The 19771-nt window shown below is 43.2% G+C and carries 26 protein-coding genes; 9 read left to right on the top strand and 17 right to left on the bottom strand.

From position 1 onward, the window contains the following. Positions 1 to 3 precede the first annotated feature (3 nt). Both fabF and ACFVAD_RS15055 read right to left on the bottom strand, forming a co-directional pair. Positions 4 to 1245: a beta-ketoacyl-ACP synthase II gene (gene fabF / locus ACFVAD_RS15060; protein ID WP_386641616.1), complete on the bottom strand. Its 1242-nt coding sequence runs from the start codon at positions 1243 to 1245 to the stop codon at positions 4 to 6. A gap of 40 nt (positions 1246 to 1285) precedes the next feature. Further along, positions 1286 to 2218 carry a beta-ketoacyl-ACP synthase III gene (locus ACFVAD_RS15055; RefSeq protein ID WP_386641613.1) on the bottom strand — a complete coding sequence of 311 codons (933 nt, stop codon included), beginning with the start codon at positions 2216 to 2218 and terminating at the stop codon, positions 1286 to 1288. A 258-nt stretch (positions 2219 to 2476) separates the two neighbouring features. Here ACFVAD_RS15055 and ACFVAD_RS15050 point away from each other — a divergent pair, with 258 nt between their 5' ends. Continuing rightward, the gene (locus ACFVAD_RS15050; RefSeq protein WP_386641611.1) at positions 2477 to 2725 is read left to right on the top strand and encodes a hypothetical protein; all 249 of its coding nucleotides are present in this window, start codon (positions 2477 to 2479) and stop codon (positions 2723 to 2725) included. A gap of 40 nt (positions 2726 to 2765) precedes the next feature. Here the strand turns inward: ACFVAD_RS15050 and ACFVAD_RS15045 are convergent, their stop codons facing one another. The 5 genes from ACFVAD_RS15045 to ACFVAD_RS15025 all read right to left on the bottom strand — a co-directional run bounded on the left by ACFVAD_RS15045 (position 2766) and on the right by ACFVAD_RS15025 (position 5921). Next, positions 2766 to 2954, bottom strand: coding sequence for a ComZ family protein (locus ACFVAD_RS15045; RefSeq protein ID WP_386641609.1), 189 nt, complete (start codon positions 2952 to 2954; stop codon positions 2766 to 2768). Continuing rightward, positions 2955 to 3923 (bottom strand): BMP family ABC transporter substrate-binding protein, encoded by a 969-nt coding sequence (locus tag ACFVAD_RS15040; RefSeq protein ID WP_386641607.1) that lies wholly within the window; start codon positions 3921 to 3923, stop codon positions 2955 to 2957. 126 nt (positions 3924 to 4049) lie between these two features. Next, the gene (locus tag ACFVAD_RS15035) at positions 4050 to 4835 is read right to left on the bottom strand and encodes a Rossmann-fold NAD(P)-binding domain-containing protein (protein ID WP_386641604.1); all 786 of its coding nucleotides are present in this window, start codon (positions 4833 to 4835) and stop codon (positions 4050 to 4052) included. A 92-nt stretch (positions 4836 to 4927) separates the two neighbouring features. Beyond that, the gene (locus ACFVAD_RS15030; RefSeq protein WP_386641601.1) at positions 4928 to 5665 is read right to left on the bottom strand and encodes an alpha/beta fold hydrolase; all 738 of its coding nucleotides are present in this window, start codon (positions 5663 to 5665) and stop codon (positions 4928 to 4930) included. Positions 5666 to 5795: 130 nt separating this feature from the next. Then, positions 5796 to 5921: a hypothetical protein gene (locus ACFVAD_RS15025; protein ID WP_386641598.1), complete on the bottom strand. Its 126-nt coding sequence runs from the start codon at positions 5919 to 5921 to the stop codon at positions 5796 to 5798. A gap of 75 nt (positions 5922 to 5996) precedes the next feature. On the opposite strand from ACFVAD_RS15025, the gene ACFVAD_RS15020 reads away from it, so the two are divergent. Next, the gene (locus tag ACFVAD_RS15020; protein ID WP_386641595.1) at positions 5997 to 6275 is read left to right on the top strand and encodes a YjzD family protein; all 279 of its coding nucleotides are present in this window, start codon (positions 5997 to 5999) and stop codon (positions 6273 to 6275) included. A gap of 60 nt (positions 6276 to 6335) precedes the next feature. On the opposite strand, the gene clpB is transcribed toward ACFVAD_RS15020, so the two are convergent. The 5 genes from clpB to ACFVAD_RS14995 all read right to left on the bottom strand — a co-directional run bounded on the left by clpB (position 6336) and on the right by ACFVAD_RS14995 (position 10832). Then, complete coding sequence (gene clpB, locus ACFVAD_RS15015) at positions 6336 to 8918, bottom strand: ATP-dependent chaperone ClpB (RefSeq protein WP_386641592.1); 2583 nt, start codon at positions 8916 to 8918, stop codon at positions 6336 to 6338. A gap of 96 nt (positions 8919 to 9014) precedes the next feature. Next, positions 9015 to 9194, bottom strand: coding sequence for a YjzC family protein (locus tag ACFVAD_RS15010; RefSeq protein WP_386641589.1), 180 nt, complete (start codon positions 9192 to 9194; stop codon positions 9015 to 9017). A 136-nt stretch (positions 9195 to 9330) separates the two neighbouring features. After that, positions 9331 to 9669 (bottom strand): DsrE family protein, encoded by a 339-nt coding sequence (locus ACFVAD_RS15005; protein ID WP_386641587.1) that lies wholly within the window; start codon positions 9667 to 9669, stop codon positions 9331 to 9333. 36 nt (positions 9670 to 9705) lie between these two features. Continuing rightward, positions 9706 to 10017: a metal-sulfur cluster assembly factor gene (locus ACFVAD_RS15000; RefSeq protein ID WP_386641584.1), complete on the bottom strand. Its 312-nt coding sequence runs from the start codon at positions 10015 to 10017 to the stop codon at positions 9706 to 9708. Next, a complete protein-coding gene (locus ACFVAD_RS14995; RefSeq protein ID WP_386641582.1) occupies positions 10014 to 10832 on the bottom strand; it encodes a prolyl oligopeptidase family serine peptidase in 819 nt (272 codons plus the stop codon). The genes ACFVAD_RS15000 and ACFVAD_RS14995 overlap by 4 nt, the downstream gene beginning before the upstream one ends. A 132-nt stretch (positions 10833 to 10964) precedes the next feature. Between ACFVAD_RS14995 and ACFVAD_RS14990 the strand changes: the two genes are divergently transcribed. From ACFVAD_RS14990 to ACFVAD_RS14980, 3 genes are all read left to right on the top strand, one after another. Then, on the top strand, positions 10965 to 11771 hold the full coding sequence (locus ACFVAD_RS14990; RefSeq protein ID WP_386641579.1) for a Cof-type HAD-IIB family hydrolase: 807 nt from the start codon (positions 10965 to 10967) through the stop codon (positions 11769 to 11771). 93 nt (positions 11772 to 11864) lie between these two features. After that, positions 11865 to 12017, top strand: coding sequence for a hypothetical protein (locus ACFVAD_RS14985; RefSeq protein WP_386641577.1), 153 nt, complete (start codon positions 11865 to 11867; stop codon positions 12015 to 12017). Between the two features lie 3 nt (positions 12018 to 12020). After that, a complete protein-coding gene (locus ACFVAD_RS14980; protein ID WP_386641574.1) occupies positions 12021 to 12218 on the top strand; it encodes a DUF3813 domain-containing protein in 198 nt (65 codons plus the stop codon). Between the two features lie 47 nt (positions 12219 to 12265). Here ACFVAD_RS14980 and ACFVAD_RS14975 read toward each other — a convergent pair whose 3' ends face one another. Continuing rightward, positions 12266 to 13111: a YitT family protein gene (locus ACFVAD_RS14975; RefSeq protein ID WP_386641571.1), complete on the bottom strand. Its 846-nt coding sequence runs from the start codon at positions 13109 to 13111 to the stop codon at positions 12266 to 12268. Between the two features lie 196 nt (positions 13112 to 13307). Here ACFVAD_RS14975 and ACFVAD_RS14970 point away from each other — a divergent pair, with 196 nt between their 5' ends. Then, entirely contained in the window at positions 13308 to 14171 is an 864-nt protein-coding gene (locus ACFVAD_RS14970) for a DegV family protein (RefSeq protein ID WP_386641567.1), read from the top strand. A 72-nt stretch (positions 14172 to 14243) separates the two neighbouring features. Further along, positions 14244 to 14375: a DUF3941 domain-containing protein gene (locus ACFVAD_RS14965; RefSeq protein ID WP_386641564.1), complete on the top strand. Its 132-nt coding sequence runs from the start codon at positions 14244 to 14246 to the stop codon at positions 14373 to 14375. 398 nt (positions 14376 to 14773) lie between these two features. On the opposite strand, the gene ACFVAD_RS14960 is transcribed toward ACFVAD_RS14965, so the two are convergent. Continuing rightward, the gene (locus ACFVAD_RS14960) at positions 14774 to 15640 is read right to left on the bottom strand and encodes a CvfB family protein (protein ID WP_386641561.1); all 867 of its coding nucleotides are present in this window, start codon (positions 15638 to 15640) and stop codon (positions 14774 to 14776) included. A gap of 159 nt (positions 15641 to 15799) precedes the next feature. Between ACFVAD_RS14960 and ACFVAD_RS14955 the strand changes: the two genes are divergently transcribed. Further along, positions 15800 to 16291, top strand: coding sequence for a YajQ family cyclic di-GMP-binding protein (locus ACFVAD_RS14955; RefSeq protein WP_204416613.1), 492 nt, complete (start codon positions 15800 to 15802; stop codon positions 16289 to 16291). A 43-nt stretch (positions 16292 to 16334) separates the two neighbouring features. On the opposite strand, the gene ACFVAD_RS14950 is transcribed toward ACFVAD_RS14955, so the two are convergent. Together ACFVAD_RS14950 and ACFVAD_RS14945 are read right to left on the bottom strand one after the other, a co-directional pair. Continuing rightward, positions 16335 to 16889, bottom strand: coding sequence for a DUF459 domain-containing protein (locus tag ACFVAD_RS14950; protein WP_386641558.1), 555 nt, complete (start codon positions 16887 to 16889; stop codon positions 16335 to 16337). Beyond that, entirely contained in the window at positions 16886 to 17413 is a 528-nt protein-coding gene (locus ACFVAD_RS14945; RefSeq protein ID WP_386641555.1) for a GNAT family N-acetyltransferase, read from the bottom strand. The genes ACFVAD_RS14950 and ACFVAD_RS14945 overlap by 4 nt, the downstream gene beginning before the upstream one ends. A gap of 96 nt (positions 17414 to 17509) precedes the next feature. Between ACFVAD_RS14945 and ACFVAD_RS14940 the strand changes: the two genes are divergently transcribed. After that, a complete protein-coding gene (locus ACFVAD_RS14940) occupies positions 17510 to 18373 on the top strand; it encodes an SDR family oxidoreductase (protein ID WP_386641552.1) in 864 nt (287 codons plus the stop codon). A gap of 281 nt (positions 18374 to 18654) precedes the next feature. On the opposite strand, the gene ACFVAD_RS14935 is transcribed toward ACFVAD_RS14940, so the two are convergent. Then, the gene (locus ACFVAD_RS14935; RefSeq protein ID WP_386641549.1) at positions 18655 to 19695 is read right to left on the bottom strand and encodes a LacI family DNA-binding transcriptional regulator; all 1041 of its coding nucleotides are present in this window, start codon (positions 19693 to 19695) and stop codon (positions 18655 to 18657) included. Positions 19696 to 19771 lie beyond the last annotated feature (76 nt).

The following is a 19771-nucleotide window of genomic DNA, read 5'->3' as shown; positions in this document are numbered from 1 at the left end:
TGATTAGTTTTCGTATCTTTTGAATACTATCGTAGCGTTATGTCCGCCGAAGCCCAATGAGTTGCTCATAGCTGCTTTGACCTCTTTTTTGCGTGCTTCGTTTGGAACATAGTCCAGGTCGCATTCAGGATCTGGTGTTTCAAGGTTGATGGTTGGAGGGATGATGGAGTTCTCGATCGCTTTGATCGTGAAAATCGCTTCCACTCCCCCTGCCGCTCCAAGCAGATGGCCAGTCATGGATTTAGTGGAGCTTATTGCAACGTTATGCGCATGCTCTCCCATCACTTCCTTGATTGCCAATGTTTCGAATTTATCATTGTATTCGGTACTTGTACCATGGGCATTGATATAGTCGATTTCTTCAGGCTTGAGACCAGCATCGTTTATAGCCATTCTCATCGCACGGACGCCGCCTTCTCCGCCTGGAGCTGGTGCTGTAATGTGGTGAGCGTCACCAGTTGCCCCATATCCTACGATTTCTGCATAGATTCGGGCTCCACGTGCAAGAGCATGCTCCAGATCTTCAAGTACCAGAATACCTGCTCCCTCTCCCATTACAAAGCCGTCACGATTTAAATCGAATGGTCTGCTTGCTGTTTTCGGATCAGGATTTAAGGAAAGCGCCTTTGCGGAACTGAAGCCGGCAAAAGACATTTCCGTCAATGGAGCCTCTGTCCCTCCGGAAATCATCACGTCTGCATCCCCACGCTGAATTACTTTAAATGCATCACCTATGGAATTCGTACCTGTCGCACAAGCCGTTACCGTACAGGAGTTTACACCTTTTGCTCCTAAGGCAATGGAGATCTGTCCCGCAGCCATGTCAGGAATCATCATCGGTACAAAGAAAGGACTGACGCGGCGTGCGCCTTTTTCAAGGAATGTCTTATACTGAGTTTCAAATGTCTCCATTCCACCTATCCCGGAACCAACCCAAACCCCGACTCTTGGAGCGATTTCTTCCGTGATCGTCAAGTTTGCATCCTTTACTGCCATAAGGGAAGCGGCAATTGCGTATTGTGTAAAACGGTCCATTTTGCGTGCTTCTTTTTTATCCATATAATCTTCTGGCTGGAAGTCATTGATCTCTGCTGCCACCTTTGCGGGGAATTTTTCACTGTCCACACGTGTCAGTGGTCCTACCCCTGATACACCATTGATTGCATTTTCCCAAGCCTCATTAACATCTTTTCCTATTGGTGTCACTGCACCAAGACCTGTTACTACTACTCTTCTTTTTTGCATTAGAATATACTCCTTCCAACATCATGTCCAATTATGTTCATTATCTTCCCCATCTGATTGCGATTGCACCCCAAGTCAATCCTCCACCAAATCCTACCATAACTATCAGGTCGTCGTCTTTGATTTTACCGTTTTCCAGCTCTTCCACAATGGAAATCGGAATGGATGCAGCAGATGTGTTGCCATATTTATTTATTGTCATTGACATTTTTTCTTCCGGCAGTCCCAGTCGCTCCCTTGCCGCCTCCATGATCCGGATGTTTGCTTGGTGAGGTATGAGGAAATCAACATCCTCTCTCGTCAACCCAGCCTTCTCTAATACATTTACGGATGATTCCCCCATTTGTCGGACCGCAAATTTAAATACTTCACGGCCGTTCATGATGATGGTTTCATCCTGGTAAAGATGTTTAGCACCTGTACCATCTGCGCCAAGTTCAAACGAGAGGATACCTCTACCTTCGGATACTGGCGAAATGACCGCTGCTCCGGCACCATCCCCGAAAAGCACCGCTGTGTTGCGATCTTCCCAGTCCACGATTTTGGATAGCTTTTCCACACCTACCACCAATACATTTTTATAGGTTCCAGCTTCCACAAATTGTTTGGCCGTAATGATGCCATACATGAAACCTGCGCAAGCAGCGCTGATGTCAAATGCGTTGGCTTTTTTTGCCCCGAGCCTTTCCTGGATCATACATGCAACAGAGGGGAAGGGATGATCCGGCGTCACTGTTGCCACGATAATCATTTCCACTTCTTCTGCAGTAATTCCTGCATCCTTCAATGCTTTTTCAGCTGCGTAAAAGGCCATATCGGAAGTATCCACTTCATCACTTGCTATTCTTCTTTCCTCTATTCCTGTTCTCGTCTTTATCCATTCGTCCGTTGTATCTACCATCTTTTCCAAATCAGCGTTTGTCAGTACCTTTTCAGGTACATATCTTCCGATTCCAACAATCCCTGCATTCATTGATATAACACCTAACTCTCTTTTAATATGGCTGAATATACTGCGATGGTGCAACACTCATGCGCCATCCTTTATAAGGTAGTTTTTATTATCAAATATTATGACTTGGTACTAATTTTAACTTATTTTTAGCTTCTTGACAATATATACTTATCCCATTTTCACTTCCCAACCGTGTAATAAGGCAAATGCCCAAGCCTTTTATTTGAGGATGCATACACTATTTTGACAACCCAGTAATACAATGAGGTGATTAAAATGAGTGAGGATCAGGCTAATGGGGAAAAGGAGTATGTGGATGCAGACCCTTTTACAAGATTGATGTTCGGTCAGCCAAGGAAAAGTGAAAAGCCGCCAGAGCAACCAGAAGAAAGCAATCAGAAGAAGTTCGGAGAAGACTATTACGCGTTGATTGAGCAGGTGGACTCCATCATGGAATCTGTCAATAAATTAAAGCCGATGCTAAAAGAGTTTTCCCCTATCATCGATTACTTTAAGAAGAAATAAAAAAAGGATGCCCTATTTTTTCACATAGGGCCATCCTTTTTTATTCGATATCTAAAGCATTCTCTTTTCCCAGCTCATAAGCATCGTCCATTACTTTAGTAAGCAGGGATAAAAGTGGTTGGATGTGCTGGGGTTCAAGTGTCAGTCCTGTTTCATCCAGCATCTGTTTTGCTTCGGGTAAATATTTCATGGCGATTGCCATGTATTGCATCGTTCTATCCTGTTCCATTTATTCTTTCCCACTTTCTGTCTGATTAGGTAATAAGCCAGTTTCTTTATAATTCTTGATATGATCCATTATGTCCTCTTGATAATCCTCGCTGACAAGTGGACTGAAAGTGCCCAGGGAAATGACTCCATCCTCAAAGTCGAAATAACTGTTGCCCGGCTCTAGCTCACCTGCCAGAAAACGCTTTGCCACCAATTCATATAAAGCGGGGACATGCTGAACGGTACTTGTCAATACAGTATTCTCCCCCAAATCCGATTGGTCGGATACAAATCCAATGGCAAAAAGCCCTCTATCCTTTAATGTGTTGATAATGGGAACATTGAACCCATCACCGGCAGGATAAACAATGTCCACACCACTGTCCAGCATTTTTTCAAGCTTGGAATTGGCCAGTTCAGGATCATTCCAGTCCTGTGTATATTCTATGTAGACTGTTGCATCCGGATTTTCATAGAGGACACCTTCAAAAAAACCGTTTACTTCCGGCTGCCATTCAAAAGCTGCAATGATTCCTATATGATTGGATTGCGACATCTTTCCAGCAACCATACCACCGAAAAATCCCATTGCATTTGCTTTGAAATTCAGACTTGTCACATTATCCCCACTTACATCTGAATTAAAACAAACAAAGTGAATGTCTGGATACTCGTCCCCTATTTCGCTGAACACTTTTGCATATTCACTGCCATGACCGAATATGAGATTGATTCCTTCATTTTCGAACTTTTTAACCGCTTTGATGATTTCCTCTTCCTTATGTATTCCTTCTTCATAGAAGACATCCACACCAAATTCCGACTGTATCCTTAAAAGGCCTTTATACCCTTTGGTTCCCCAAACTTGATCATCAATGGAGTCAGGTACGAGCAGTCCCACCTTCTGAAGCTTGGTTTCGGTATCAGGTTGTCCACATGCAGTTAAAAAGAGAAAAACAAGAAGAATGAACCATATTGGCTTTTTCATGATGAAGCACCACCTTAGTTCCCGGAAAAAACTCCCATGTAGTTGCTGATTTTTATTACTCTTATATTGTACCTCTCGGGATGCGAAAGGAAAAGTTAAAATTTCAGTTTATTGTTATGCATTCCATTAAATACTATCTATTTTCAGCCTCTTGGCTACGTGATTCCTCTGGATTGCCAATGCTTCGGTCACATTTAACGAAGATTCCACACAGATTATCTCTGCCCTCTTTTCCCACTCGTTAGCAGGCTTTGATTCAGTATCCTTAATGGAAATATCTAACTCATGAGCAAGAAGCTCCAAGGCTTTTTTGTCTTTATTAGCCAAGCGGACAGTGTGACTCTTTGTGTCAATTTCTTTTTCAGCAAGACTTATAAGCACTTCTGCAATATCTTCAACAAATAGAATATCCTGGTTTTCCATTTCCAGCTTGTCGCTGTTTGGCTTTCCTTTCAGTTCATCCAGTATTTTTCTCTGAATCGGTTCCTTATCCGGCTGCCATGGACCAAACAAAGCAGGATGGATCACCAATGTTGTTTGCATGCCCTCTAGATGCTTCTGCAGGAGAGTTCCTCTTTGTGCCAAGTGGTGTGGAGCAACAAGAAACACCTTTCGCGATAGGTTGGACAGATAGGTTAACCTGTCGAGATATTCCCTTCCATACAGTTCCTCAGCCTCTAGACAAAAATAGGCAGCATCAATCTTTTCATCGCTATTTAAGTGATCCTTATCTATTTTGCCTTGATAATGAAAGAAGGCATTCCTTCCAATTTCCATCAGCTTATCTTCCTCTTGGTCAAACTTCTTTTCTTGAAGTTCCAACCCGAACACTTCCACTTCTCCCCGTATCAGCTTCTGACATAATGAGAAGCCGACAAAACCTGTTGCGCCAGTCACTATTGCATTTTTCATCACGGTTCACTCCAACCAATAGTTTAATACTGTATCGTATGCATTTGGCCATAATAATAGTCCCTATCAATGGATAATCGGATAGGGACTTTCTATAAATGCTGTTCAAATTTTTTAAAAAATTGGCAGATGGATCCTCCATATGAATAACGCTTTTCCACAAGATGATAGGTGACTGCAATCGGAAATCCGCTTTTTTGTCGGAATTCTTCGTACCTTTTACAATGAAGGTTTGGGTCATAGCTGATATTGGTGGTTGTCTGCCAAATTTTCACCGGCAGGGAAATCAGCAATTGCTCCAATGCCGGGAAGTCAGTAAAGTTCTTGACCTCATCCACAGAAACATCGTATGCCATAGCCAGCTCCTTTTGCAGCTTTTTATAAAAGAACTTCCTATCCTTTTCCTGTTCCATTTGGGCACTGAGATCAATGCAGGGATTGATAAGTGCGATCGATCGGATCTGCTCTTTCAGCATTCCCGCCAATTGCAGCGCAGTCAGCGCTCCCATTCCTTCGGCCAGAATATGAATCTTATCATTCAGGATTTCCTGCTTTTGAATAATATGATAAAGCTGCCTTGCAAGCAGGACGGATCTCGTACTTCCCCAGTGCATCCCATATAAATTGGAGTAGAAAACGGTATATCCAGCTCTTACAATTTCATCTATAATACGTTTTCTTCCGATATGCTGGATCCATAGGCTGTTATGATCATCAACGAAGTGATTTGTATCACCGATTATCAATACACCAAAGCCATTTGGTTTTTCCGGCACATGAACGGCATTCCATTGTCCGCCCATTTGAAAAAAGCGTTGATTTTCTTCCATATTCCTCACCCAGCCTCCGGATTACAAACTTGTATAGAATATGCTATGTAAAAGAATCCTGCTCTGTTAAAGGCAAAAGGCTTAATTTTACTAAAAATAAAAAGGAAAGATTAGCTTGATCTTCCCTTTTTCATTCAGATCCGTATTGAAGCTCTTGCTTAAGCCTATGCAAGGTTTCTATTCCTAGCTCAGTCAAATTGCTCTGTTCCTGGGATAGGAGCATTTCAAGCTCCTGCATCTTTTCTTCACTATTCATAAATATTCAACCCCTTTTTCTTCAAGCTTAAACATTTTACATTTATTATATGCGCTGGTTGTGGTAAAATATCCGATGGATACACAAAAGCTGTGCACCTGGCTTCTTAAAGGTGTTGAACCAACGTATTTAATGCTTTATCTATCAAAAGAGAATGGAGGGGAAGTCAAGATGCGAGTATTCTGGACTGTTTTCTGGTCACTTCTTCTGATAAACATGCTTTCATATGTTGTTGCAAACATGGTGGGTGATACATATAATTACATGTTAGCTTCAACTGTTGCTATCGTCTTTTCCGTAATTGTTATGTTAATTGGGGAAGCGCTGCCAAACGAGCCTGTTGAAAAACACTAATAATCACGATTGAAAAAGAACTTGGCCTTCTGGGACAAGTTCTTTTTCTGTTTTACATATTTAATTAGTCACAATCGCCAATTTTCCTGCTTGGAGGTCAATAATAATTTCTTGAAAATCCTGGATGGACCCTTTGATGATTTCTTTTGCAATCAGCGTTTCGATATGTTTCTGGATAAAACGCTTCAGGGGGCGTGCGCCGAATACAGGATCAAAAGCACGGTCAGCGATATGCCTTTTTGCTTCCTCAGTAATCTTAAGTTGAAGGTGCTTGCTTTCGAGCCTTTTTTGCAAATCGTTGATCAGCTTTTCAACAATCAGTCCAATATCATTTTTGGAAAGCGGGGAAAAGATGACTGTATCATCTATCCGGTTCAATAATTCTGGTCGAAAATGAGCTTTCAATTGCTGCAGTACCCTATCCTTCGTTTCTTCGGTAATCTCCCCCTCAAGAAGAAAATGTGATCCTATGTTGGAGGTCATGATGATGACAGTATTCTTAAAATCCACCGTTTTCCCTTGTGAATCGGTTATTCTTCCGTCGTCCAAGAGCTGCAGAAGGATATTGAAAACATCCGGATGAGCCTTTTCGATTTCATCGAGCAATACGACGGAATACGGTTTTCTCCTCACTGCTTCAGTCAGCTGGCCCCCTTCATCATAGCCGACGTAACCGGGAGGTGCCCCGATAAGCCTGGAAACAGCATGCTTTTCCATATACTCGGACATGTCCATCCGGATGATATGACTCTCATCGTCAAACAAGGACTGTGCCAATGCTTTTGCCAATTCGGTTTTCCCAACACCTGTCGGACCGAGAAAAATAAAGGAGCCGATCGGACGGTTCGGGTCTTTTATCCCTGCCCTTGCACGAAGGACTGCTTCTGAAACAAGCTGTACCGCTTCTTCCTGGCCAACTACCCGTTCATGGAGAATATCCTCGAGCTTCAAGAGCTTTTCACGTTCTCCCTCCACAAGCTTCGTAACTGGGATTCCGGTCCATTTAGCCACTATCCCCGCTATTTCATCCTCTGTCACTTCTTCTCTCAGCAGGGAATGTGCCCCTTTTTCGGCCTTCGCCTGACCTTCAAGCTGGAACAGTTCCTTTTCAAGAGCAGGGATTTTCCCGTGGCGGAGTTCTGCCGCTTTATTCAAGTCATATTTGCTTTCCGCCGCTTCGAGATCCCTTTTCGCCTTCTCCAGTTCTTCGCGTTTTTGCCTTATATGCCCAATGGCATCTTTCTCCTGCTGCCATTGCATTATCATTCCGGAGGACCTTTCCTTCAGATTCACCAACTCCTTTTGCAGAAGTTGCAGCCTATCCAAGCTCGCCTGATCCTTTTCTTTTTTGAGGGCAGCCTCCTCAATCTCAAGCTGCATCAATTTTCTTGTCACTTCATCGAGTTCAGACGGCATTGAGTCGATTTCTGTCCGGATCATGGCACAGGCTTCATCAACAAGATCAATGGCTTTATCCGGTAAAAAACGTTCGGAGATATAACGATCGGAAAGTACGGCGGCCGACACTATTGCCCGATCATGGATATTAACCCCGTGGTGGATTTCAAATCTCTCCTTAAGTCCCCGTAAAATCGATATAGTATCCTCAACAGTAGGTTCTTCCACAAGAACCTGCTGGAAACGGCGCTCCAGTGCAGGATCCTTTTCAATGTATTGACGGTGCTCATTCAATGTCGTGGCTCCGATACAATGCAACTCCCCACGCGCAAGCATCGGTTTGAGCATATTCCCTGCATCCATTGCACCTTCCGTTTTTCCGGCCCCTACAATGGTATGGAGCTCATCGATGAACAGGAGGATCTGACCATCACTTTTCTTTATTTCCGAAAGGACCGCCTTCAATCTTTCCTCGAATTCCCCGCGGTACTTGGCTCCAGCGACCAAGGAACTCAAGTCGAGAGAAAAGATCGTCTTATCCTTCAAACCATCTGGTACATCCCTTCTGACAATTCGCTGTGCCAAGCCTTCCACTATGGCTGTTTTCCCAACGCCAGGCTCACCGATCAGTACAGGATTATTTTTGGTTTTCCTGGACAGTATCCTGATGACCCTGCGAATTTCCTGATCACGGCCGATAACCGGATCTAGTTTCCCTGCCTTTACCTCCTCAATCAGATCTCTGCCATATTTCTTTAATGCCTCATATGTATTTTCCGGTTCCTGTGATGTCACTTTTTGGTTCCCCCTTATCTCTAAAATCACTTTCTCAAGCTTTGCTGCCGTAACAGAAAATTTCCTCGAGAGTTCCTGCCATTGTAAAGGTTGGTAGGCTGGATCGAATAGCCCCAATAGGACATGTTCGACCGAAAGATACTCATCCTGCCATTTTACCTTCCACTCTTCCGCCTTCTGAAATACCTTTTGCAAATATTTTCCTATATACACGTCTGTGGTACCGCTTATTTCAGGTTTGCTCTTCAAAAGGTTTTTCATTTCGATTATCAGCATGGGTACATCTATGTTTAATTTTGAGAGAATTCTTTTCCCTAACCCATCTTCCTGCTGCAGCAATGCAAGTAACACATGCTCCGACTCTACCTGCTGATGATTCATGCTTACCGCCAAATCCTTTGCCTGGATAATTGCATCCTGCAGTTTAGTCGTCATGCTTTGAATGTCCACTAATCAACACCTACCCTCGGTTTGACCTTTTTTGACCTTTTTGTTTTTATTATAAGTCAAAAAACGCCACCTCTGCAAGAAAGGTGACGTTTTAACCTATGGTCTACGCTTTTTAGCCCACAGTCGGTTATGATTGGCAGTCTCCGGAAAGGTATCCCCCGCTTTAAGATTGATTTTCTGCGGGTTTTTCACCATACTTCCCGTTTCGCCTATTTCCAAGTATATTCCATTGTTCGGAGCTTTCTGTCCAGGTCTGAATTGATGATTTTGTCCCATTCCGATTCCCTCCTATAAAAAGAGCCATGTCTATTCACTTCAGGTAAATGGGGTTACATGAGATAACCTATCTCGTTTCTATTTTTCCCAAAGTCCAGATTTTCATGTCATCATTCCATTTAGAGGGGAAGTGATTTTAGGCAATGGTCAGGACTTCATATTCCGTTGCCAGTTCAATAAAGTGAGACATTCCACTTATTTCCCCACTTATTAACTGCTCTTCCACCTTGTAGTGGTCCACACATGTTTTACATGCATAGACAGGAACACCAGATTCATGGATCTCCTTTAAATGCACGGAAACAAGGGATTGCTCCGTAAGGGTATACACTCCTGTATTCATCAGAAAAATGGCTTCCGGCTTTTCATCCCTTTGTTTAATAAGGGTGAAAAAAGTTTCGAGAACGCCTTCCCCAAGGGTCTCGTCCCCTTTGCCCAATTGATTGGAACTGACTAGGATTAGTTTGTTTTTCATGCTTGATCATCCCTCTCCAATTTTTTATGTAGATTATTAATCGGTCACATTCAAGGCGATTTTCGCAAGACGTGACATTCTCTCTTTGCCCCAAGGCGGATTAAAGGTGATGTTTACATCCACTTCATTGACTTCTTCCATTGGTGACAGCTTATTTTTTACTTGCTCCACAATTTCGCCTGCAAGGGGACATCCGATGGAAGTTAAGGTCATCGTTATCAATACATTTTGCTGTTCATCCATTTCTACATCGTAGACAAGGCCCAAATTGATGATATCTACGCCAAGCTCAGGATCCTCCACTTCTTCCAGCACTTCCATTATTTTATTTTTCAATTGTTCGTTCATCTAAAAGCTCCTCCACTATTTATTTTGCAATTGGCTTTCAATCGTCTTCCCATATGTAGGGCAAACCAATCCACTGCAGCAAGAACACCTTTACGGGACACCTTATGATCTGCTTGCTCATCAATAATCAGGCTGATATTTTCCGGTCTATTCTTATAATAACCTCTTAAAGTTTTTACAAACCCGATTACAGGTTCAGCTGGCACTTCCTGGTCCTGTGAGCCGTGCCAGCACAGGACTGGACGTTCATTCATTTTTTCAGGTTCAAGCGCCAGATCATACGCTGAGAGTTTATCCAGATAATGCTTTATCTGCTCTTCCTCAAACGGCAATGTAAAGCCCATTTCCAGCACTTGATCGATTTTCCACTTGGCAAATTCCTGATATGCCGGACATCCCATCAAGCTTACCGCCGCTTTAATCCAAGGATATTTTTTCAATGCACCGAAGGTAATGATCGCCCCCATGGAGGTACCAGCTACACCAATTTCATCTTCCATGGTCAATCTCTCGTTTATCAAATGATTTTTCAGTATTTCCAGTTCATGAATGGACTGTATGACAACTTCCCAGAAGGATTGTGTCAATTCAAGAGACGATAGACCGCTATCGCGATCACCATGGTGGATACAATCCGGCAAAATGACCCGGAAACCCTTTTCCGCCAACAGATAGGCATAGTGCAGATTGTTTTCTTTGGCACTTTTAAAGCCATGGAAAAAGATGACGGTCGGTTTCGGCGCATCTGCAGATAAGGCTTCATATATATGTAAAAAAGAAACGGCTCCTGCTTTCCCTTTGCTTACATGTATCAAAATACTTTCCCTCCTAAGGATCCAACTTATCAAGTATCTATTAAGTGTAACATGTAGACAGTTAAAATTGAAAAAGGTTACACTTGGAATTGTATAAATGAACAGTCGATATTTTAAAGGAGTTGGATCTCGTTGGAAAAACATTTAATAGCAGTCGATTTAGATGGAACATTATTAACCGACGATAAAAAAATTTCAGCCCGGAATAAACTTGCGCTTCAAAAAGCGCGTGAACAAGGCCATGAAGTAGTCATCGCTACAGGTCGCCCATATCGCGCAAGCTCCATGTACTATGAAGAACTGGGACTGACCACTCCAATCGTCAACTTTAACGGTGCCTTTGTGCATTTTCCCGGAAACGATGATTGGGGTGTCTACCATGAGCCTCTTGACCTTTCAACAGTAAAGGAAATCATTGAAGTCAGTGAAAAATATCAAATACATAATATCCTTGCGGAAGTGATCGATGATGTTTATTTTCATTTTCATGATGAAAAGCTGTTGGACATTTTCGGCTTTGGTAATCCCAAAATGGAAACCGGAGACCTGCGACAGGTACTAAAAAAGGATCCAACATGTATTTTGATCCACGCAAGCGAAAGTGAAGTAGCAAAAATCAGGAAATACCTGACGGAGGTCCACGCAGAAGTGATTGACCACCGACGCTGGGCAGCACCATGGCATGTCATTGAAATTGTACGTACCGGTATGAGTAAAGCGGTGGGGCTGAAACGGATATCCGACTATTATAATATACCCAAGAATAACATCATTGCTTTCGGAGATGAAGACAATGACTATGAAATGATTGAATTCGCCGGGATGGGGGTCGCAATGGGAAATGCGATTGACGGCCTTAAAGGGAAAGCAAAGGAAACCACACTTTCCAACCAGGAGGACGGAATAGCCGTGTTTCTCGAAAAATACTTGAAGCTTTAATCCTGCCAATTATTTGTCCAAATAAATTTTCCCGATTGTCTCACACTATATAGTGGACGCTTGTTGTCCTATATGAAAAGGGGGGCTTTCATAATGGGTAGAAGCAGCAAATCCAAACGTTTTGTACAACAAGGCAAGAACTCCGTGCAGCAGCATGATCAGCAAATCCCTTACCATCTGACAATGGAACAAGCTGAGGAACGCAAAGCCCACAAGGCCGAACAGAACTCACTTGGAGGATTTTAGATTATGGGCAATCAGCTTTTTCAATCCGCACGTGAGGCAGTCATGAATGCGGAAAAAGCCAACATGAATTCTTCATCCGTACAAAATGAAATAGATGTTGCAAAGAACGCATTATCCTCCGCCTATGCAAACACAACCGAGGCAGAACAACGCCAGCTTCGTGAATTGCAGGACCGTTTGCATTCATTAGAAGGTAAGTAAAAAAACAGCGCAGCCACTCTCTCTAGGGCTGCGCTGTTTTTCTGTTATCAGTCTTTACGGAAAAATCCAAAGATGCCCGCTGTCTGGACGATATTGGTGAAAGCATTTGGATCGGCATCCTTGATGATGCGTTCCAGATCATACATTTCATATCTGGTAATGACAATCATAAGCATCTCCTTGTCTTCCCCAGTAAATGCACCCTTAGCAGGGACAGATGTAATTCCACGAACCATTTTTGCATGGATCGCATCCTTGACATCCTTGCCTTTTTTCGTGACAATCATGGCCGTCAATTTCTCATGGCGTGTATGAATCGCATCAATGACCCTTGTTGATGCATAAAGCGTCACTAGTGTATAAAGCGCTTTTTCCCAGCCGAACACAAGTCCCGCTGTGATAATGATCACGGCATTCAATGCGAAGAAATAAGTTCCAACAGGCTTGTCCTTCATTCGGGAAAGGATCATGGCGATTATATCCAATCCTCCTGTTGATGCTCCCCACTTCAGTGTTAATCCAACTCCGACTGCTGCAATGACTCCTCCAAATACTGCATTGAGGAGAATATCGTCATTCACCTTATAGATAGGGACAATTTCGAGAAACAGGGACATCAGGAAAACACTTAAAAAACTATAAATGGTAAAAGAACGTCCAACCTTTTTCCATGCCAATATCGTCACAGGAATATTTAAGAGGAACAACGAAATACCTGTGGAAATGGTAAACGGAAAATAATCCTCGGATATCCGGAATATCAACTGTGACACCCCTGTAAAACCACTTGCGTAAACATCTGCGGGTATTAAGAAAAAATTCATTGCGATGGCATTCAGAAATGCCCCGATTAATACGATCAATACTTTCTTCACATGCTGTTGCATCATCATATGACTAAATAACCTCCTAACCAACCTACTGCCTTATTCTATGTATTTTTCCTCTTTTTACCCATCTCAAACGGTTGCTGCGATTTCTTTTCTTGAAGAGTTTTCATTTAATAGGTAAACTGAAAAAAAGGAGTAATCTTCCACGGCAGGGAACAAAAGAATACATGAATGTAAGTATAATAAAGAAGGTGACAGAATGACAATAAAAATCATTGCAGATAGTGCCAGCGACTTACCAAAAGACTTTTTTAACCAGGATCATGTAGAACTGCTTCCACTAAAAGTCTTATTTGGAGAAACGGAATATGAGGATATGGTAACGATCGACTCCTCCACTGTATATAACTCTATGCGTGAAGGACAGGTTATAAAAACCTCCCAGGCATCCCCTAATACAATGAAAGAAATTTTTACCGAAATTGCAGAAAAAGGTCAAACTGCCATCTATATCGCCTTTTCCTCTGAATTGTCAGGTACATATCAAACAGCTGTTTTGATGCAGCATGAGGTGATGGAGGAGCATCCAAACCTCGATCTCACCATCATTGATTCAAAATGCGCTTCCCTCGGTTTGGGGCTTGTTGTGAAGCATGCAGCCGAATTAGCCGCAAATGGTGCTTCCAAAGAGGACATCCTGGCTAATATCGACTATGACATATCCCATATGGAACATGTATTCACAGTGGATAATCTCGATTATTTGGCTCGGGGCGGACGTGTCAGCAAGGCGTCTGCATTTGTTGGCGGACTATTGAATATCAAGCCTTTACTACATATGGAGGATGGGAAGCTTATCCCCCTTGAAAAAATCCGCGGCCGAAAAAAAGTGCTGCGTAGGATGCTTGAAGTCATGAAAGAGCGAAACGGATTCACCGCTGCCAATCAACGGGTGGGAATCAGCCACGGAGACGACGAAGTGACTGCCATTGCACTTCAAGAAATGATAAAGGAATCCTCTGATTGCAGCAATTTCACGATCACTACAATCGGATCAGCGGTCGGTGCCCACGCAGGACCGGGCACGATTGCGTTATTCTTCCTGAACGATGACAAAGCATAATTAACTGGCACATAGTAGCTTCTGCATTTGGATAACCTATTCCTATCCTTATTTTGAAAGGGGTACATCCTGATGCCACATACAAGCGACAATGATAAAAAAGCGAAAGACAATAACGCTAAACGCCACGAAAAGAACATGGAACGCGAAAAGAGCCGCAAGAACGGCGAACGTCAATATTCCAAGAAAACAGATCATCTATAATTGGAAAGCCCGGCTTTTGGGAGCCGGGCTTTTTGATGGAGATATTTCAAAAAGAAACCAAGAAGACAAAGTTTCCTGGTAAATATTTTGCAAGCTTCAAGCCTTTTTCAGGGAATCCAATAAAAAAATTACCTTTGTACGCAAAAAGTAACGATTTTTAGGGTAATCCTCTTTCCAAATTGCGTTATGCCTAGTATAACAGGTGCATTCTAACAGATTTTCAAATCATTCTAACAGATGCAGCAATCATTCTAACAGATGTAGCAATCATTCTAACAGATGCAGCAATCATTCTAACAGAAATCCCCAACATTCTAACAACTTCACATTTGAGAAGAAAAAAGACCCGCCAAGTAGTCAATGCTGAATGACTTGTTTTGCTCAGCCCTTGCCCAAGACTATTCCCCTTTTTCCTCGTCCTTCTTATAAGTCCAGCCTTCCTTCTGTGTAATCAGGCCTTCCTTAAGAAGTTTCCCCATTGCACGCTTAAATGCCGCCTTACTGATCAGGAAGCGTTCTTTGATATCCTCTGGTGCACTCTTATCGCTGTATGGCATTGCGCCTCCGCGCAGCTCGAGATAATCCATGATAGCTTTGGAATCATCATCCATGGCATCCTGTTTTCGAGGAAGTAAGGAGACGTTGATGGTGCCATCATCCTTCACACCAATCACTCTACCTTCGACGATGCCGCCCAATCTCGGCTCTTCCTTACGTTCCGAGTGGTGAATAAACCCGACATATCCCTCATTGGTAATCATATAGCTGCCGACCTTCAGCAGTCGATAGATCGTCCCTTGGACATTCTGGTTTACGATGTCTGTTGGAGCATTGATGGAGCGATCGAGCATGACATCCTGGGACGCAAGCTTACCGATCAATTTGCCCCTGCGATCCGTCTTCACACGGCATAACAGAAGATCCCCCACTTCTGGCCAAACATCTTCAAATACCGGCAGATCATCCTCCGGGATCAATGCATCCTTGGCAATTCCGATATTGATAAAAACGCCAAGCCCTTGCAGAACTTCCACCACTTCCACCCATTCATGGCCATTGAGACCTTTAGGGATGGTCATTGTTGCAGTAATGCGGCTCTTCTGATCGGAATAGAGAAAGACCTCTACTGCTTCATCCTGCTGTAATTCTCTTGTCGCTTCATTCTTATGAAGCAGGATGGTCTCTTCCCCATCCGTAAGCATATATCCAAGTGGGGTTTCCCTATCCACTGTCAATTCCAAAATAGTACCTGTTTCCAACGTCATTCTTACCATTCCTTTTCATCCGTTCTTATGTAAAGTGTACCCGACTTTCATTAAGTTGTCCAAACCGCTTCATTCTACTATAATTAAGAACAGAATGCGATATTTTTTTATTCTATTGCCTTTTGGTAAAAATTTAAACATTAAATGGAGGGATTTCCCATGGCTAAAGAAAGCTCCTTTGATATTGTTTCAAAAGTAGATTTAGCAGAAGTAACAAATGCCATCAATATTGCCTTGAAAGAAATTCAAAACCGCTTTGATTTCAAAGGCTCTGTCAGTGACATCAAATTGGAGAAGGAGGAGCTTGTCCTGCTTTCCGACAGTGAGTTCAAGCTCGACCAGCTGAAGGATGTCATGGTTAGCAAAATGATCAAACGCAATGTGCCTACAAAGAATATCCAATACGGAAAAATCGAGGATGCCTCCAAAGGTGCTGTACGCCAGCGCGGAACATTGGTACAAGGCATCGATAAAGAGAACACAAAGAAAATCAACACCATTATCAAGAATTCCGGTCTGAAGGTAAAAACCCAGATCCAGGACGACCAGGTGCGCGTAACGGGCAAAAACCGCGATGACCTGCAACAGGTCATCGCCGCATTAAGAGCAGCAGACCTTGATATTGATCTGCAGTTTGTGAACTACCGCTAATATTTACAAAGTGCCAGGCCTCTATCAGGGTACCTGGCACTTTTTAGATACTTTTTAATTTTGTCAGGATTGCCTCCGATAGAAATTCGTACCCTTTGTAATTGAAATGCAATCCGTCCTCCGTCAGGAAATCCTCGTAGCCTGGGTGCTTGAGCATCTTTTTGAAAAAGTTTAGATAGTGTGCCCCTGTATCAGCTGCAATCTTTTCCACCACACTTGCAAACTCTTGAAGCGTTTCATTTTTACGTGCATCCTGCCTTTCTTCCACGACTGGAGCTGCACTGATTAATAATGTTTTTTCGGGACCGATCGTACTCGTAATCCTTCTCAGGTTTTCTTCGTACAACTCAATTTCTACATTCCGGTGAATGGCAGAATCATTGGCTCCAAGTAATACTGTGACCAGGTCCGGATGATGGTTCACAACATCCTCTTCGATACGCAGTAGGGCATCGACAGTGGTATTTCCAGATATCCCACTGTTCACAACCTTCCAACCAGGCATTTCCTTTGCAATACGAGGCGTCAACCTTTCTCGGCCTTCTTCGTCAAATTCCCTTGCTGTAATGCTATCACCAAAGCAAACCAATGTTTTCATTCTTTTCCACTCCCTTTTACAAATCTCCCCATGACATACTCATCTGCATATGTACCATCTTCAAACTTTGCATGTCTTTCTTTTCTGCCTTCCACCTTGAAGCCGAGCTTTTCATATACATGGATTCCTCTATCATTGTGTGAGAAAACTTCCAGGTTGACCTTTTCAATAATCGGATCCAAGGCGGCCCAATCGAGCAGCATTCTAATCATCCTGGTGCCGATGCCGTTATTGCAATAAGCTTCCTGAATGCTGATTCCGAATTGGCAATTGTGCTGGACCCGTTTTCTCGACCCCCTTTGCGCATTCAGCATTCCGATTATCCGGTTATCCTGTTCCGCAACGAGTACCAGATTGTTCTTAGCCTTATTATCAGCAAGCCAACGAAGCTCCTCTTCGACTGTAATGGTGAATTCTTCAGGTGTGGTCAGGAGGTTCCTGCTCTCTGAAAATGCTATTCTGCTATGTTCGAGAATGGATGCAGCGTCATCCCTTGTAGCCTCACGTACTATTATCTCCCCCATCGTTCCCCCTCATTTCCCCTCTTATTGTTCTAGCTTTATTAGGATAAATTATAAGGGTTTTTCCAATAATATGAAAGAATTATTGGAGGTGTCTACATGTCAAATGAAACAAAGAAAACCTTGCCTGCTCAACACCAAAATCAACAGCCAGGGCTGGAGTCCGAAATGGTCCCAGAACCAAAATCGGAGGATTCTTCCTATAAGGGAAGCGGAAAGCTAAAAGGTAAAGTGGCCATTATTACCGGGGGCGACAGTGGAATCGGACGTGCAGCAGCCATCCTTTTTGCAAAAGAAGGTGCCGATGTCGTGATTGCCTATTTGAGTGAACATAATGATGCAAATGAAACGAAACGACAGGTTGAACAGGAAGGCCGTCGTTGTCAACTGATTGCCGGGGATATCGGGCAGGAATCCTTTTGCAAAAAGGTGATCGATGAGTGCATGGGCAAGTTCAGCAAACTTGATATACTAGTGAATAATGCTGCAGAACAGCACCCTCAGGAAAGCATTGAAGATATTACTGCGGAACAGCTGGAGAAAACGTTCCGCACCAACATATTCTCTATCTTTTATCTGACAAAGGCAGCATTGCCATTCCTGGCTGGCGGGAGCTCCATTATCAACACAGCTTCTGTCACAGCATACGCCGGAAATGAAACCTTGCTCGATTATTCCGCAACAAAAGGCGCTATAGTCACCTTTACACGTTCACTTGCCCTGCAATTGGTCGGAAAAGGAATTCGCGTCAACGGTGTCGCACCGGGGCCGATTTGGACCCCTTTGATTCCGTCCACTTTTTCGGCTGATAAGGTGGCGAGTTTCGGTTCCAATACACCAATGAAACGTCCTGGTCAGCCAGAAGAGGTCGCGCCAAGCTACGTTTTCCTTGCAAGTGATGATTCCTCCTACATGACAGGACAGATCTTGCATGTGAATGGCGGGAAAATTGTGAATGGGTGATGAATCAGAGATATAGAGGTCAGTTTATGAAGAAAAAGCTTCTCTGTTATGAGGAGAAGCTTTTTCTTAGCTGATTTTTCAGTCACTGTGGGTCCTATTGAACTTTTTTCGGTTTGTATCGAACTTTTTTTAATGTCTATTGAACTTTTTTTAATGTCTATTGAACATTTTTTGAGGTCTATCGAACTTTTTTGACTTTCTATCGAACATTACCCAAATTCTTACAACAAAAACCACCAAACCAACCGCTCAAAAACAAAAAAGCCAGTCCGAAATTCAGACTAGCTTTCCACTATGTTGCATTTATGTTCCTTGCACGTTTGGCGCTTTACCATATTATGAGGAATGATGATTCGTTTCGTCGGTTCTGTTGGATCCTTCACTTTCTGAATCAGTGTTTTCGCTGCCTGAAACCCAAGTTGAAAGATATTGATATCCACTGAGGTCAAAGGCGGACGTGCCACTTCTGCCAACAGGACATTGTTGAAGCTGACAATCGACATCTGTTCTGGCACATCGATTCCCATATCATGTAGTGTATTCAGGATGCCCAATGCCATCAGATCATCGGCTACCACGAGGGCCGTTGGCGGCTCTTCCAAACTAAGCAGTTCGGATACCGCTTCCTGTCCACCCTCTTTCAGGAACTCCTCGTGGATAATGTATTCATCCTTGTAAGGAATTTCCGCTGTGCGCAACGCTTTTTCATAGCCCAGAAGGCGGTCGATCGTCACCACAAGCTGGATGCTTCCACCGACAAATGCCACACGTTTGTGCCCAAGGTCTATCAGGTGCTCGGTCGCTTCTTTTGCTGCCCGGTAATTGTCATTGTCCACATGTGTGATCTCTTCAACCTGCTCAAATGGCTTTCCGATCACGACAAACGGAAAACACTCTTTTTGCAAATACTTGATAATTTTATCCTCAACTGCTGAATACAGCAGAATGATCCCGTCTACTCGGCGTCCCTGCACCATCTGCATCACACCATCGAGAATTTCGTTTGCGGTTTCCCCGGTGGACATTTGAAGTGCATACTGCTTTTCGTGTGCGGCCGTACTTATTCCCCTTAGCACTTCCGGAAAGAAAGGATTTTGAAATGTTTTATCAGCTGAAGCCGGCATCACAAGACCAATGACCTGTGTGGATTGGTTTGCCAGGCTTCTAGCGATAAAGTTTGGATGATACCCAAGCTCTTCCATTGCTTCTCTCACGCGTTTTTTTGTTTTTTCACTTATGCGCGGACTGTTCGCGATCACGCGAGAAACTGTGGAAGGTGCAACATTGGCAATCTTTGCTACATCCTTTATCGTAACTGCCATGCACCTATCCCCTCCCTTTTAAAATGAAACTAAAATCATGTAAACGGATACATTTATCCACATGGAACATCTTCAA

The organism is Sutcliffiella sp. NPDC057660 (assembly GCF_042800035.1).
Taxonomy (GTDB): domain Bacteria; phylum Bacillota; class Bacilli; order Bacillales; family Bacillaceae_I; genus Sutcliffiella_A.
Note: the sequence above shows the minus strand (reverse complement) of the source record. Positions and strands in the feature narration are given on the sequence as shown.